General features: G+C 62.0%; 1 protein-coding gene. It reads left to right on the forward strand.

What is annotated here, in order from left to right; translation table 11 throughout:
- Positions 1-79: 79 nt before the first annotated feature.
- Positions 80-18,085, forward strand: a complete 18,006-nt coding sequence (locus ACQG0T_RS11160; protein WP_426723792.1) for an Ig-like domain-containing protein — start codon at positions 80-82, stop codon at positions 18,083-18,085.
- Positions 18,086-18,120: the final 35 nt, after the last annotated feature.

An 18,120-nucleotide genomic window follows, 5' to 3' on the forward strand; every position in this document is an offset into this window, starting at 1 on the left:
GGGTGATTTTTCCCAAGGATAGCTACATCCCTCTGGTGGACATATCCACAGGAATACGCGCACCTGCAAGGAGAAGAATATGAGTACCGCAAAAGTTGTTGATGTCATCATTCGCAAAACGGCAGAGAAGACGAAATTAACCGGAGAGGGGAATCTCTCGGTCTCTATTTCCTCACCGAGCGTGATTGAAATTCAGGGTTCTGCTCAGGACGTGGTGCGTTATGTCCGCCAGGGGAATGACCTCCTCATTTATATGAAAGATGGCAGCGTGATCCGCTGCAATAATTATTTTGTCGAAGACACGGAAACCCATAATCATTCCGAGCTGGTATTTAACGATAACCAGGCGTTGACGCATATTTCATTTGCCGATGCCGGGGAAGCATCAGGCGTTGCCGCCATCGAATTAACCGCCCAGGCTGCACCCATTAGCAGCATTGAACCTTTCCTGGAGCAGGGAAGCGTCTTAAGCGATGCGCCGTGGGGTTGGATTGCCGGTGCGGCGTTAGGGGGCGGTGCGATCGGCGCACTGCTGGCACACGGCGGCGATGGCGAAACCAAAACCAGGCTTATTGATAATACAAAAGAAGTCGAAAGCGCCACGCCGACATTTTTGCTGACGGACAACGCGGGTGACAAGCAGGGCGTGCTGAGTGCAAAAGCGGTCACGGATGACAACACCCCCACCTTCAGCGGTACCGGGCAGCCGGGCGCGACCATTCAGGTTAAAGACGGCAACGGCAGCACCATCGCCAGCACCATGGTTGCGAAGGACGGCACCTGGACGGTAACACTCCCGACCCAGGCGGACGGGGAACATACCTGGTCCGTCGTACAGATCGACGGCAGTAAAACGACCTCTGCGGGCAGTATTACCGTAACCGTTTCTACAGCGGATACCAGCGTGACGCTCGCCACCACGGCGGGCGATAACGTGATCAACGCCAGCGAGCAGGCCGCTGGCTTTACACTGTCCGGCACCAGCAAAAACCTGGCCCAGGGAACGGCGCTTACCGTCACGCTCAACGGTAAAACCTATACCGCAGAAGTGGGGGCAAACGGCGCATGGAGCGTGAAGGTCCCTGCTGCCGACGCACAGGCGCTGGGCGATGGTACCTGGACGGTCAACGTCAGCGGAAAAGACGCGGCGGGCAACACCGTGTCCGGCAGCCAGACGATTGGCGTGGATACCGCCTCGCCAGTGATCTCTGTCGACACGATCGCCCAGGACAACATCATCAACGCGGCTGAACATAATCAGCCGCTGACGCTGACCGGGAAAACCGATGCGGAAGCGGGCCAGATTGTGACGGTCACGCTGAACGGCAAAAATCACACGGCGACCGTGGGCAGCGACGGCAGCTGGTCCGTTACGCTTCCGGCCAGTGAAGTACAGGCGCTGGCTAACGGCGAGCACACCCTGACGGTAAACGTCAGCGACAAAGCGGGTAACGGGTCATCCACCACCGCCGATTTCACGGTCGATACCGCAGCGCCAGTGGTCACTATCAACACCGTCGCGGGCGACGACATTCTGAACACCAGCGAGCAGGGGCAGGCGCAGATTATTTCCGGCCAGGCGAACGGCGCGGCGGAGGGCGACGTAGTCACCGTGACCGTTGGCGGACAGACCTTCACCGGTGTGGTGCTTGCCGACGGCAGCTGGAGCGTCGGCGTGCCTGCCTCCGTCATCGGTGCGCTCGGTGAGGGCAGCCACACGATTTCTGTCTCCGTCACTGATGCCGCGGGCAACACCGGCAGCGCGACGCACGGCGTGACGCTGAGCGGCAACCCGCCGGAATTCACGATTGACGCCATCAGCCAGGATAACGTCCTGAACGCGCAGGAGGCCATGCAGCCCCTGAGCCTGAGCGGGACCAGTAATCTGCCGAACGGCAGCGCTGTCACCGTGACGCTGAACAACGTTAACTATCAGGCCACCGTTGAGAACGGTCGCTGGTCCGTTCAGGTGCCGGTTTCCGACGTGCTGGATCTGGCGAATACCCTTTACACCGTCAGCGTCAGCGGCACCGACAGCGTGGGTAACAGCGGCTCCGCCGAGGCGAATCTGCTGGTAGACACCGTGCTGCCGCAGGTGATCGTCAACACCTTTGCCGGGGATAACCTGGTCAATAACGCCGAAGCGGCGGTTGACCAAACCCTCAGTGGACGCGTCACCGGCGCGGCGGCGGGCGATACCGTCTCTGTCACCGTGGGCGGCAAGAGCTACACCGCAACGGTTGGCAGCGACCTGAAATGGAGCGTGACAATCCCATCGGCCGACCTCCAGGCGTTTGGCGACGGCGATTTAACCTTCAGCGCCTCTGTCACCAATGCGCACGGCAATACCGGCACCGGCGAACGTGATATCAACATCAACGCCGAACTGCCGGGCCTGCGCGTGAACACGATCTCTGGCGATGACGTGATTAACGCCATCGAGCAGCAGCACGATCTGGCCGTAACCGGCTCCAGCACTCATCTGGCCGAAGGCACACAGATCACCGTTACCATCAATAATGTCGAATACGTCACCACGGTTAACGCCAGCGGCAACTGGCAGATTGGCGTGCCGGCGGCGGACCTTCAGGCATGGACGGCGGGAGGCATGACCGTCAGCGTCAGCGCGGAAGATGCCTGGGGCAACACCGTGGCGGCTGAACACCCGATCGAGCTTGACCTGAATGCGGTGGCCGTCACCATCGATACCGTAACCACTGACGATATGCTCAACGCGGCGGAAAAAGGCGCGGATGTCACGCTTTCTGGTCAGACGCAGGGCGTGGAGGCCGGGCAGACCGTGGTGGTGAAATTCGCGGATCAAACCTTTACTGCACAGGTGCAGCAGGACGGCTCCTGGCACCTGACCGTTCCGGCGAGCGCGATGGAAACGCTGATCGACGGGCGTGCGCAGGTGAGCGTCAGCGTGACTAACGTCAACGGCAACAGCGCGGACGCCTCACGCGTGGTGATCGTCGATACGCAGCCGCCAGCCATTACGCTTGATAACCTGACCGATGACAACATCATTAATGCGGCAGAAGCGCAGCAGGATCTGGTGCTCAGCGGCAGCACAACCGCTGAAGCGGGCCAGACGGTCACCGTGACGCTGAATGGTAAATCTTACCAGACCACGGTACAGGCGGACGGTCGCTGGCAGCTGAACGTGCCTGCCGCCGACGTAGGCGCGCTGACCGATGGCAATGTCACCGTGACGGCCACCGTCAGTGACGTGGCGGGCAACAGCAGCAGCGCGGACCGCGTTGGGCTGGTGGATGCCACCGTGCCGCAGGTGACCATCAACGATTTCGTCACCGACACCAACACCGTTAACCAGCTGGCCCATGCTCAGGCGCAGATCCTGAGCGGCTCCGTCACCGGCGCGGCGGCGGGCGATTTGGTCACCATCACCATCAATAACGTGGACTACACCACCGTGGTGGATGCGGCAGGCAACTGGAGCCTCGGCCTGCCTGCGTCCGTCGTTCAGGGGCTGACGGACGGCACCTGGACCATTAACGTCTCCGTGACCGACCAATCCGGCAACACCGGCAGCAGTTCAGTGGATGTGGTGGTCAATACTGTGACGCCCGTTATCGGTATTAACACGCTGGCCGCGGATGACGTGATCAATGCGGCAGAGAAGGGCGCAGATCTGCTGCTTTCCGGTACCAGCAACCAGCCGGAAGGAACCACCATCACCGTTAATCTGAACGGTATCAACTACACCGCCACCACCGACGCCAGCGGCAACTGGAGCGTTACCGTCCCCGCCTCTGCGGTGAGCGCGCTGGGTGAAGCCAATTACACCGTGACGGCGAGCGTCACCGATAATGTGGGCAACAGCGCCGCTGCCACGCACGATGTGCTGGTGGACAGCTCGCTGCCGGTGGTCACCATCAACACCCTCGCGGGCGACAATATCGTCAACGCGGCGGAAGTGGCCGCAGGGCAAACCCTGACCGGAAAGGTTTCTAACGCGGCATCGGGCGATACCGTCACGATTATCCTCGGCGGGCAGACATACACGGCCACCGTACAGGACGATCTCACCTGGAGCCTGCCGTTAACCCAGAGTCAGTTAACCGCGCTCGGCAACGGCGACCTGACCGTATCGGCCAGCGTAACGAACGCGCACGGCAATACCGGATCGTCTTCCCTGGATGTCACCATTGACGCCCAGCTGCCCGGCCTGCGCATTGATACCGTCGCCGGTGACGACGTCATTAACGTTATTGAACACGCGCAGAACCTGGTTATCTCCGGCACCAGCACCGACCTGGCGGCGGGTAGCACCGTCACCGTGACCATCAACGGCAAGAGTTATTCCGCCTCGGTACTGGCGGATGGCACCTGGCAGGCTGCGGTTCCGGCCGCCGACGTCTCCCGGTGGGCAGACGGGTCGCTCACCATCAGCGCCAGCGCGCAGGATACCTCCGGCAACCCGGTGAATATCGGTACCGTTGTGGATGTCGATCTCGCCCCGGTGGCGATAAGCATCAACAGCGTGACGGACGACAACGTGCTTAACGCGGCAGAAAAAGGCCAGGATCTGGTGCTGTCCGGCTCCTCCTCGAACGTTGAAGCGGGCCAGACCGTTACCATTATCTTAGCGGGTAAAACCTGGACCACGACGGTCGATGCCAACGGCGACTGGACCTGCACCGTACCGGCTGCCGATCTAAGCGGCCTGAAGGACGGCGACGCCCGCGTACAGGTCAGCGTCACCAACGTGAACGGCAACGCGGCCTCTTCCTCGCAGGCATTCAGCGTCGATACCGCCGCGCCAGCGGTCACCATCAACACCATCAGCGGCGACAACATGCTGAATGCGGCAGAGGCGGCGCAGGATCTGACCCTGAGCGGGACGTCTACTGCCGAAGCAGGCCAGACGGTCACCGTGACCTTCAACGGCAATCAGTACACCGCCCAGGTGCAGGCGAACGGCAGCTGGACGCTGGACGTACCGGCGGCGGATCTGGCGGGGATCGCCGACGGCAGCGCGGCGGTCACGGTGACCGTGTCCGATAAAGCGGGCAACCCGGCCAGTGCGGGGGCGTCCGTGCTGGTCGACACTACCGTGCCGCAGATTACCTTCAACATTGTGGCGGGCGACGACATTGTTAATATTGCCGAGCACGGCCAGGCGCTGATTGTCTCCGGCAAGGTGACGGGCGCGCAGGCGGGCGATGTGATTACCCTGACCCTGAACGGCAAAGACTACACCGCAATGCTGGACGCTGCCGGTAACTGGAGCGTGGGCGTTCCGGCGACGGACGTGGGCGCGCTGGCTAACGGCGATCAGACGATCTCCGCGACACTCACCGATAAAGCGGGCAACAGCACCAGCGCGACGCACGCGTTTGACGTCTCCCTGACCGCGCCGGTGATTGCCATCAATACCCTGGCGGTTGACGACGTGATCAACGCGACCGAAAAAGGCCAGGACCTGTTGATCTCCGGCACCAGCAACCAGCCGGACGGGACCCGCATCACCGTAACCCTGAACGGTATCAGTTACGCCGCCACCACCGATGCCAGCGGTAACTGGAGCGTCACCGTTCCGGCGGCAAACGTCTCGGTACTGGGCGAAGCGAGCTACAGCGTGACGGCCAGCGTGACCGATACCGCGGGTAATAGCGCGAATACCAGCCATAGCGTGCTGGTCGACAGCGCGCTGCCGCAGGTCACCATTAATGCGGTTGCCACCGACGACGTGATTAACGCGGCGGAAGTGGCTTCCGGTCAAACCCTGAGCGGGAAAGTGAGCGGCGCGGCGAGCGGTGACACTGTCACGATCGGTATCGGGGGCAACACCTATACCGCGACGGTTCAGGACGACCTGAGCTGGTCGGTTAACGTGGCGTCTGACGTCTTAACCGCTATCGGTAACGGCGATCTCACCGTAACAGCGAGCGTGACCAACGGCCACGTCAACACCGGCACCGGCGAACGCGACATCACGATTGATGCCAGCCTGCCGGGCCTGCGCGTGGATACCGTAGCAGGCGACGATGTGATCAACAGCATCGAACATGGTCAAAACCTGATTATCACCGGCTCCAGCGACGGGCTGGCGAGCGGATCGGCGCTGACGGTCACCGTCAACGGCAAAACCTACGCGGCAACCGTGCTGGCGGACGGCACCTGGACGGCGGCTATACCGGCGGCGGACGTCGGTGCGCTGAGCGCAGGCACAATCACTGTGACCGTTGACGGCCAGAGCGCGGCGGGTAACCCGGTTTCCATCAGCCACGACGTGAAAGTGGATCTGGCGGCAGTCGCCATCAGCATTAATCCGATTGCCTCGGACGACGTAATCAACGCGGCTGAGAAAGGCGCGGACCTGGTGCTGTCTGGCTCGACCACCAACGTGGAAGAAAACCAGACCGTTACCATCACCTTCGGCGGCAAGTTGTACACCGCGACGGTGGATGCCAGCGGCAACTGGACGGCGACCGTACCGTCTGCCGATTTGGGCGGACTGAAAGACGGCGACGCCAGCGTGCAGGTCAGCGTCACCAACGTGAACGGCAACAGCGCCTCGGCGGGCCGCGAATACAGCGTGGACGCCACCGCGCCGACGGTGTCCATCGAGATCGTCAGCGACAACAACATCATCAACGCGGCCGAAGCGCAGCAGGATCTGGTCGTTAACGGTGTCTCCAACGCCGAAGCGGGCCAGACCGTGACCGTGACGCTGAACGGCGTGGACTACACCACCACCGTACAGGCGAACGGCAGCTGGAGCGTCACCGTACCGTCTGCGGATATCGGCGCGATTACCGACGGCGATTACACCATCACGGCAGCCGTCGCGGATAAGGCGGGTAACCCGGCCTCGGCGGACCGCGATGTGCTGGTGGATACCACGGTGCCACAGCTGACCATTAACACCGTTTCCGACGACGACGTGATCAACAGCGCCGAGCATGCGCAGGCGCTGATTGTCACCGGTTCCGTGACCGGCGCGGCGGCGGGCGACGTGGTGACCGTCACCATCAATAACAAAGATTACACCGCGACCCTGGACACTTCCGGCAGGTGGAGCGTGGGCGTGCCTGCGGCGGACGTGAGTGCCCTGGCCGCCGGGGATTACACCATCACCGCGGCGCTGACCGATAAAGCCGGAAACAGCAACAGCACAACGCACGAGGTTGAAGTCAACCTCACCGCGCCGGTGCTGACCATTGACACCGTGTCCGGTGACGATGTGATCAACAGCAGCGAGAAAACGCAGGATCTGACCATCACAGGTACGGCTTCCGGGCTGGCAGCGGGCGCGGTGGTCACCGTGATGCTCAACGGCAAAGCGTACAGCGCCACGGTGGACACCAATGGCCAATGGACCACAACCGTTCCGGCGAGCGAGGTGGGGCAACTGGGTGAAGCGCTTTACACCGTGTCGGCCTCCGCGACGGACAGCGTCGGCAACAGCTCCAGCACCTCGCACCCCGTGAACGTGGAATCCGTGCTGCCTGGCGTCATCATCAACACCGTGGCGGGCGACGACGTGATCAACGCAGCGGAGCTGGCAACCGGCCAGACCATTAGCGGCACAGTGGTGAATGCCGAAGCGGGCAACACCGTGACTGTGTCTGTTGGCGGCCACAGCTACACCGCAACGGTACAGGACAATCTCACCTGGTCCGTCAGCGTACCGGATTCTGTGCTCACCGCGCTGGGCAATGGCGATCTGACCGTGACCGCCAGCGTCACGAACGGCGCGGGCAACAGCGGCAGCGGCGAGCGCGATATCACTATCGACGCGAATCTGCCGGGCCTGCGCGTGGACACCGTAGCGGGCGATGACGTGATTAACAGCATCGAACACGGGCAGAATCTGATTATCACGGGTTCAAGCGACGGCCTGACGGCGGGTACGGCGCTGACCGTCACCGTAAACGGTAAAACCTATCCGGCTACCGTGCTGGCAGACGGCACCTGGAGCGCGGCGATCCCTTCTGCGGACGTGAGTGCCCTTGCCGCAGGCACGGTCACCGTGAACGTTGAAGGCCAGAGCAGCGCGGGCAATCCGGTGACTATCAACCATGATGTGACGGTGGATCTGGCAAACGTCGCCATCAGCATTGACGCCATCGCTTCCGATGACGTGATCAACGCCGCCGAGAGGGGTGCGGATCTGGTGCTCTCCGGCACCACCTCGAACGTCGAAGAAAACCAGATCATCACCATCACCTTCGGCGGCAAGAACTACACCGCCACGGTGGACGCTGAGGGTAAATGGACCGCCACGGTGCCGTCTGCGGATATGACCGGTCTGAAAGACGGCGACGCCAGCGTGCAGGTCAGCGTCACCAACGTGAACGGCAACAGCGCGTCTGCGGGACGCGAGTACAGCGTGGATGCTACCGCGCCGTCCGTGACCATCAACACGATTGCCACCGACGATATCCTGAACGCCTCAGAAGCGCAGTCCGACCTGGCAATCTCCGGCACCAGTACCGCCGAAGCAGGCCAGACGGTGACCGTATCGCTGAACGGCAAAGATTACACCACAACCGTCAGCGCGAACGGCAGCTGGACGCTGAACGTGCCGGCAGCTGACCTTGCAGGATTAACCGACGGCAGCGTCACCGTGACCGCGGCCGTCAGCGACAAGGCGGGTAACCCGGCGTCGGTGGACCACACCCTGACGGTGGACGTCACCGTTCCGGCAGTGACCATCCACACCGTGGCAGGCGACGACGTGATTAACGTGGCTGAACACAATCAGGCGCAGATTATCAGCGGCTCCGCCACCGGCGCGGCGGCGGGCGATACCGTTACCGTCACCATCGGCGGCCAGACTTATACCACCGTGCTGGATGCGGCGGGTAACTGGAGCGTGGGCGTCCCGGCCAGTGTCATTTCCGGCCTCAGCGACGGCAGCGTGACCGTCACTGCGTCAGTCACCGACGCGGCGGGCAATACCGGCAGCGGCACGCATAATGTGACCGTCGATACCGGTCTGCCGTCGGTCAGCTTCAACGCCATCAGCGATGACAACGTCCTGAACGCCGTTGAAAAAGGCCAGGATCTGAGCGTCAGCGGCACCAGCGCCAACCTGGCGGAAGGCACCGTGGTCACCGTGACCCTGAACGGTAAAAACTACACGGCGACAACTGCGGCAGACGGCACCTGGAGCCTGACGGTTCCGGCTGCGGATCTGGCCGGTCTCGGTCAGGCCAGTTACACCCTGAACGCGACGGCCACCAACGGCGTTGGCAACAGCGTGAGCAGTTCTGCGAACCTGCTTGTCGACACCGCGCTGCCAACCGTTACCATCAACACCGTGGCGGGGGACAACGTCATCAACGCGGCGGAAGTGGCGGCAGGCCAGACACTGAGCGGCACCGTGGCGAATGCCGAAGCGGGCAACACCGTGACCGTGACTATCGGCGGCCACAGCTACACCGCAACGGTGCAGAATAATCTGTCCTGGTCCGTCAACGTGCCGTCTGACGTGCTGACCGCACTCGGCAACGGCAGCCTGAGCGTGACGGCGACCGTCACCAACGGCCACGGCAACACCGGCACCGGCGAACGCGAGATCGCTATCGACGCTAACCTGCCGGGCCTGCGCGTGAATACCGTGGCGGGTGACGACGTGGTCAACACCATCGAGCACGCGCAGAACCTGATTGTTTCAGGCTCCAGCGACGGGCTGGCGCCGGGCACGGCGCTGACGGTTACCGTCAACGGTAAAGATTACGCGGCAACGGTACTGGCAGACGGCACGTGGAGCGCGGCGATCCCGTCCGCCGACGTGAGCGCGTGGCCGGAAGGCACCGTGAAAATCAGCGTTACCGGTGACAGCGCGGCGGGTAATCCGATCACCATCAGCCACGACGTGACCGTGGATCTGGCTACCGTTGCCATCAGCATCAATGCGCTTGCCACCGACGACGTGATTAACGCGGCGGAGAAGGGCGCGGATCTGGTGCTGTCCGGTGTGACCACCAACGTGGAAGCCGGGCAGACCGTGACCATCAGTCTGAACGGCAGGATCTACACCACCACCGTGGACGACAGCGGCAACTGGACTTACACCGTGCCGTCAGCGGATCTGGCTGGCCTGAAGGATGGCGACGCCAGCGTGCAGGTGAGTGTCACCAACGTGAACGGCAACAGCGCCTCGGCGGGCCGTGAGTACAGCGTGGATGCTACCGCGCCGTCCGTGACCATCAACACGATTGCCACCGACGATATCCTGAACGCCACGGAAGCGCAGTCAGACCTGGCAATCTCCGGCACCAGTACCGCCGAAGCAGGCCAGACGCTGACCGTATCGCTGAACGGCAAAGATTACACCACAACCGTCAGCGCGAACGGCAGCTGGACGCTGAACGTTCCGGCGGCGGATCTGGCAGGATTAACCGACGGCAGCGTGACGGTCACCGCCTCAGTCAGCGACAAGGCGGGTAACCCGGCGTCGGTTGACCACACCCTGACGGTGGACGTCACCGTACCTGCGGTGACCATCCACACCGTTGCAGGTGACGATGTGATTAACGTGGCTGAACACAATCAGGCGCAGATCGTCAGCGGCTCCGCGACCGGCGCGGCGGCGGGCGACACCGTCACCGTCACCATCGGCGGCCAGTCGTACACCACCGTGCTGGATGCGGCGGGTAACTGGAGCGTGGGCGTTCCGGCGAATGTGATTTCAGGCCTCAGCGACGGCAGCGTGACCGTCACTGCGTCAGTCACCGACGCGGCGGGCAATACCGGCAGCGGCACGCATAATGTGACCGTCGATACCGGTCTGCCGTCGGTCAGCTTCAACGCCATCAGCGATGACAACGTCCTGAACGCGGTAGAAAAAGGGCAGGATCTGAGCGTCAGCGGCACCAGCGCCAACCTGGCGGAAGGCACCGTGGTCACCGTGACCCTGAACGGTAAAAACTACACGGCGACGACTGCGGCAGACGGCACCTGGAGCCTGACGGTTCCGGCTGCGGATCTGTCAGGCCTCGGTGAAGCCAGCTACACCCTGAGCGCGACGGCCACCAACGGCGTGGGCAACAGCATCAGCACTACGGCGAACCTGCTTGTCGATACCGCGCTGCCAACCGTCACCATCAACACCGTGGCGGGGGACAACGTCATCAACGCGGCGGAAGTGGCCGCAGGCCAGACCATTACCGGTAAGGTGGCGAACGCGGACATCGGTAACACCGTGACGGTGAACATCGGCGGCAACACCTATACCGCGACGGTGCAGAGCGATCTGACCTGGTCCGTTAACGTGCCGGAATCCGTCCTGACCGCGCTGGGCAATGGCGATTTAACGGTGTCAGCAACCGTCACTAATGACCATGGCAATACGGGAACGGGCGAGCGCGATATCACTATCGACGCCAGCCTGCCGGGCCTGCGCGTGGATACCGTCGCGGGCGATGATGTGATTAACAGCATCGAGCATGGACAGAACCTGATTGTCACCGGCTCCAGCGACGGACTGGCGGCAGGCACTACGCTCACCGTAACCGTCAATGGCAAAACCTATGCGGCCTCCGTGCTGGCAGACGGTACCTGGAGCGCGGCGATCCCGGCAGCAGACGTCGGGGCCCTGGCTGCGGGCACGGTTACCGTGACCGTTGCAGGCCAGAGCGCGGCGGGCAATCCGGTCTCTATCAGCCACGACGTCACCGTCGATCTGGCAGCCGTGGCGATCAGCATTGATGCCATCGCCACCGACGACGTGATTAACGCGGCAGAAAAAGGCGCGGATCTGGTGCTGTCCGGCAGCACCTCGAACGTGGAGGAAAACCAGACCGTTACCGTCACCTTCGGCGGCAAGACGTACACCGCCAAAGTCGATGCCGACGGCAACTGGACGGCCACCGTGCCTTCCTCGGATCTTGCGGGTCTGAAAGACGGCGACGCCAGCGTGCAGGTGAGCGTGACCAATGTGAACGGCAACAGCGCGTCTGCGGGCCGGGAGTACAGCGTGGATGCCACGGCGCCAACCGTGACCATTGACACGGTAGCCGGCGACAACGTGATCAACGGCAGCGAAGCGGCTGCGGGCGTGGCCATTTCCGGCACCACCACGGCTGAAGTCGGTCAGACGGTAACCGTTAACCTCGGTGGAAACAGCTATACCGCACAGGTTCAGCAGGGCGGCGTCTGGAGCATTAACGTGCCGGCCGCCGATCTGTCCACTCTGGCGGATAACGGCTACACCGTGCAGGTGAGCGTGAGTGACGCCGCGGGTAACCCGGGCAGCGCGGGCAAAGCGATTACGCTCGATACCACGCCGCCGACCGTCAGCTTTAACGTCGTGGCGGGCGATGACGTCATCAACAGCGTTGAGCACGGGCAGGCGCAGGTCGTCAGCGGCACCGCAACCGGCGCCAGCGTCGGCGATAAGCTGGTCATCACGATAGGTTCGAACCAGTACACCACCACCGTTGACGCCAGTGGCAAATGGAGCGTGGGCGTTCCTGCCAGCGACATTTCTGCCCTGACCGACGGCACCGTGACCCTCAGCGCGACAATCACCGACAGCGCGGGCAACAGCAGCACCCAGACCCATGACGTGGTGGTAAATACCGCATCGGTCGCGCTGACCGTCAACACCCTCAGCGGCGATGACGTGATCAATGCGGCAGAAGCGGGGGCGTCGCTGGTCATCAACGGCTCCAGCGCGCAGTTTGCTAACGGCACGCAGGTCACTATCACCCTGAATGGTAAGAGCTATACGGCCACTATCCAGAGCGATGGCTCCTGGACAACCACCGTACCGGCCGCCGACGTGGGCACCCTGGCCGACGGCGCGAGCTACCAGGTTTCTGTTTCGGCGCAGGACAGCGCCGGGAACAGCGCCTCGGCGACGCACACCATCAGCGTGGACACCACCGCGCCGGTGATTAGCGTGAACACGTTGTCGGGCGACGATGTGCTGAATGCGGCGGAAGCCCAACAGCCGCTCACCGTACACGGCTCTTCCAGCGCGGAAGCAGGCCATACGGTGACCGTCACGCTGGGCGGGAAAACCTACACTGCGCTTGTGGCAAACGACGGCACCTGGACGCTCGACGTCCCGGCCGCCGATCTTGCCAACCTGAGCGAAGGCGCGCTTACGGTCACCGCGTCGGTGAACGACAAGGCGGGTAATAACGGCCAGACGACGCATACCTTAACGGTCGATACCGTCGCGCCAGCCGTGACCATCAGCACCGTGGCCGATGACGATATCGTCAACAACGCCGAGCAGCTGGCGGGACAGACCATCAGCGGGACCACCACCGCGGAGCAGGGCCAGACGGTGACCGTCTCCTTCAACGGCCACAGCTATCAGGCGACCGTGGCGGCGAATGGCTCCTGGTCCGTCTTCGTGCCGGGGCGCGACTTCCTCGGACTGAGCGACGGGGATTACACCATTACGGCTACGGTGAGCGATAAGGCAGGTAACCCGGGCAGCGCAACGCACGACGTGACGCTGAACGGCGACGTGCCGACCATCGCCATTAACACCTTTGCGCAGGATGATATCGTCAACGCCGCCGAGCACGGCACGCCGCTGGTTATCAGCGGCACCACCGATGCGCCAACGGGCCAGACGGTGACCATTACGCTTAACGGTAAAACCTACACGGCTACCGTTCAAAATGACGGCACCTGGAGCTATACGGTCGGCAGCGCAGACGTGACCGCGCTGGCGGACGGCGGTTCGTACGTGATTAACGCGCAGGTGAGCAACGCCATCGGCAACAGCGCCAGCGATAACCATACCGTTACCGTGGATCTCACCGCACCGTCGATGGGGATCAGCATTGATTCCCTGCAAAACGATACCGGCCTCAGCGCGAATGACTTCATCACCAACGACAGCCAGGTAGTGGTGAATGGTTCCCTGACCGCGCAGCTCGGCAATAACGAGAAGGCGCAGATCAGCCTTGACGGCGGTACCACCTGGATTGACCTGACCGTCACCGGCACCACCTGGCGCTACACCGATGGCCGTACCCTGACCGACGGTACGTACCAGTACCAGGTGCGCGTGATCGACAATGCAGGCAACGTTGGGGCAACGGACAGCCAGGACGTGGTAATCGATCTGACGAAGCCTGCGGCGGCGACCATTACCGTGGATTCCGTCTCGCAGGATACCGGCCTGTCCGACAGCGACTTTATTACCAGCGACAACCAGATCAGCCTGAAAGGGACGCTCGGCGCGGCCCTGGGCAGCGGTGACCACGCTCAGATCAGCCTCGACGGTGGCGCAACCTGGACTGACGTGAGCGTCAGCGGCCTGAGCTGGACCTACGTTGACGGCCGCACGCTGGCCGACGGAGACTACAACTATCAGCTGCGGGTGATTGACGACGCGGGGAATATCAGCGCCACTACCAGCCAGGTGGTGACCATTGATACCGTCGCGCCGGACGCCAGCAAAACGATCGCTATCGACAGCATCAGCGACGATACCGGCCTGAGCAGCAGCGACTTTATCACCAATGACACCTCCCTGACGCTGCACGGCTCGCTCGGCGCAACGCTGGCCGACGGCGAATATGCCCAGATCAGCATCGACGGCGGGGTCACCTGGCAGAACGTGATCGTCACTGGCAACAGCTGGTACTACGTGGACGGCCGCACGCTGGGTAACCAGACCTATGACTACTACGTTCGAGTAGTGGATGCGGCAGGCAACGTAGGTGCCAGCGCTCATCAGCAGGTGACGGTCGATACGGTCGCGCCGGATGCGGCGATTACGGTGACCGTGGATAACATCACCGTCGATACCGGCTTCGACAATAACGACTTCCTGACCAGTTCGACCTCGTACACGCTCAACGGGACGCTCGGGGCCGAACTCGGGGCGGGTGAGTATGTGCAGGTGAGCATGGATGGCGGCACCACCTGGGTTTACGCCACGGTAAGCGGCACCCGGTGGAGTTATAACGACACCCGCACCCTGGCCGACGGCGACTACCGCTATCAGGTGCGGGTTGTCGATCAGGCGGGCAACGTTGGGGCCACCACCACGCAGGACGTGACGGTGGATACCCAGGCGCCGCAGTACGGCATCACCATTGACAGCATCAGCAAAGATACCGGGCAGTCCGGGAGTGATTTCATCACCATGGACACCTCGCTGACGATCAACGGCTCGTTGGGCAGCGCGCTGGCCAGCGACGAGCGCGTACAGATCAGCCTCGACGGCGGTAATACCTGGATTGACACTACCGTCACTAACCAGCGCTGGAGCTATACGGATACCCGCGATCTGGCGGACGGGGATTACACCTACCAGGTGCGGATCATCGACCAGGCGGGCAACGTCGGCTCAACCTCTTCGCAGGTGGTAACGGTTGATACCACGCCGCCTGACACGGTGGGAACGGTGGTCAGCTATACCGACGGGGAAGGTGAACGTACAGGCACGTACGGCGCATCAGTCGCGACGGACGATACCTCGCCGCTGATCAACGGTACGCTTAACCGCGCTCCGGAAGATGGCGAAATCGTGCAGCTTTACCGGGACGGGATCTTGCTGGGTCAGGTCACGATGAACGGCAGCGCAAGCTGGTCCTATCAGGACAACGGCCTGCTCGACGGGAATCACACCTACATTCTGCGCGTCACCGACAAAGCCGGTAACTACACGGAATCGGATGGCTTTGTGCTGAACGTCGATACCAGCATCCCGACCACCACCGCGGCGATTACTGCCCAGACCACCTCGGATACCACGCCGATTGTCAGCGGTACGGTCTCCGCAGACCTGGTGAACGGTGAATATCTGGTGGTGACGGTGAACGGGAAAACCTACACCTCCCAGACCGGCGGTGCGGTGGTCGTCGACCCGGATCACAATACCTGGTATCTACAGATCCCGGACAGCGATGCCCTGAGTGTGGCGAGTTACGACGTAACCGCGCAGGTGAAGAGTAGCGCGGGCAACGGTAACACCACCGGTACGGCAACCGGTAGCCTGGTGATCGATACCACCTCGGTGAATACCGACTGGGCGACCACTGCGGGGAACAGCAACAACTCAACCATGACTCTCGGCATGAACAGCAGCGGGCTGTGGAATATCATTGCTAATGGACAGTCTTATTCCAGCAGCGATGATTCAACCTATGCCGGGAATACGTTAACTAACACCCGTAGCTACTATGTGGTGAGCCAGACGGCAGCTGACTTTGACCGTAACGGCACGCAAGATATCTTTGCGACGGAGAACACCTACGCGGGCTCTACGCAGGTGATGTGGACCTACGATGGCAGCAGCTACACTGCCAGCCAGCTGGCGATGGGAACCACCATCTGGTACGGCGGCGTAATTGCCTACGATAAAACCGGCGATGGCTATCTTGATCTGGCGTACGGCGATGCCGGTATGGACTCCCTGACCTACCTGGTGAATACCAACGGCGTTCTGTCGCCGGACGGCACCGGCGGGGAAGGTGGATTCTACGGCCAGTTCGATTCCGGGCGTGAAATCTCCGGCGTCGACCTGAACAACGACGGTACCGTGGACATCGTGCAGCACACCAACCGCAGCGGGGCGTACTCGCTCACCGTGATTAACAACAACGGGAACGGTACGCTTTCCATTGGCCAGAACCTGACCAACGTGTTTGTGGCCAACGCCTCGAATACCACCACGGCGGCCTCCATGACGTGGGCGGACTTTAACGGCGATGGCTACATGGATCTGTACCTCGGCAGCAGCTACAACAACAACGGCGGGGTGATTTACTACAACGACGGTACCGGGCAGCTTTCCACGACCAAAAGCGCGGTGGAAGCCTCTAACGCCACGGCGGGCTATCTGTCGGTGGCGGTAGACTGGAACGGTGACGGGCAGATGGACATCATCAAGCTCAGCACCTACGGCAGCTCACAGACGGCGACCCTGTTCACCAACAACGGCTACGGCTCAACCTGGACTTCAAGCCAGCTGGCTTCTGGGCTGGCCAACGTCACCGGCGTCGCCGCGGTGGACTACAACTGGGACGGTGCGCAGGATCTGCTGGTGTCTCAGCAGAACGGTAAGGTGGTGCTGGTGCAGAACAATGCGGAGATCGCTGACGGTACCGCGATGCATCTGCACATTGTCGATAGCGAAGGCATCAACGCGTACTACGGCAATACGGTCAATCTGTATAACGCTGCGGGCGTGCTGGTGGCCTCGCAGATCATCAACGCTCAGTCCGGCATTGGCTCGAACGATACCTCTGCGCTGGTGAGTTTCTACGGGCTGGATCCGAACGAAACCTACTCGGCGGAGATCGTGAAGATCACCAACGGCGTCTCGGATAACGTCACCTGGACCGGCCTGGACGCGGGCAACGGCAAAGAGGGTTATGTTCTCACCGCCGAAGCGGCCACTGGCGGCCACAGCGGAACCATTACCGGTACCGGGTATAACGACACCTTTATCGCAGAGGATGGGACCTATACCTATAACGGCTCCGGCGGCTGGAATACCCATTCCGACTACGACACCTGGAGCAATACCGGCGGCATGGACGTGGTGGATTATCGTAATGCCACCTCTGGGATAACCGTTGATTTGCGCCTCTCAACGGCGCAGGACACCGGATTCGGTACCACGCGGTTGTTGAATATTGAGGGGATTAACGGCTCCGGCTATGACGACGTGATCACCGGCAACAGCGGTGATAACCAGTTCGAAGGCCGGGGCGGGAACGACACCTTCAACATCGGCAGCGGCGGTCACGATACGTTGCTCTATAAGCTGATCAACGCGTCTGACGCGACGGGTGGCAACGGTAGCGATGTGGTGAACGGCTTTACCGTCGGCACCTGGGAAGGGACGGCGGATACGGACCGTATCGATCTGCGCGACCTGCTTTCCGACAGCGGCTATACCGGCACCGGCTCGGCGAGCTACGTGAACGGCGTGGCGACGCTGGACAGCAGCGCGGGCAACATCGCCGACTACATCCGCGTTGTGCAAAACGGCAGCAACACCGAGATCCAGGTTGACCTGGACGGGACGGGCGGTCAGTTCACGCCCACCACGCTGGTAACGCTGAACGGCGTGCAGACGGATCTGGCGACGCTGTTGGCCAATCATCAACTGTTAATTGCGTAAAACAACGCCGCGGGGAGCGATCCTCGCGGCCTTTT

It is taken from the genome of Enterobacter cloacae complex sp. 302F9 (genome assembly GCF_050030335.1).
Taxonomy (GTDB): domain Bacteria; phylum Pseudomonadota; class Gammaproteobacteria; order Enterobacterales; family Enterobacteriaceae; genus Enterobacter; species Enterobacter hormaechei_C.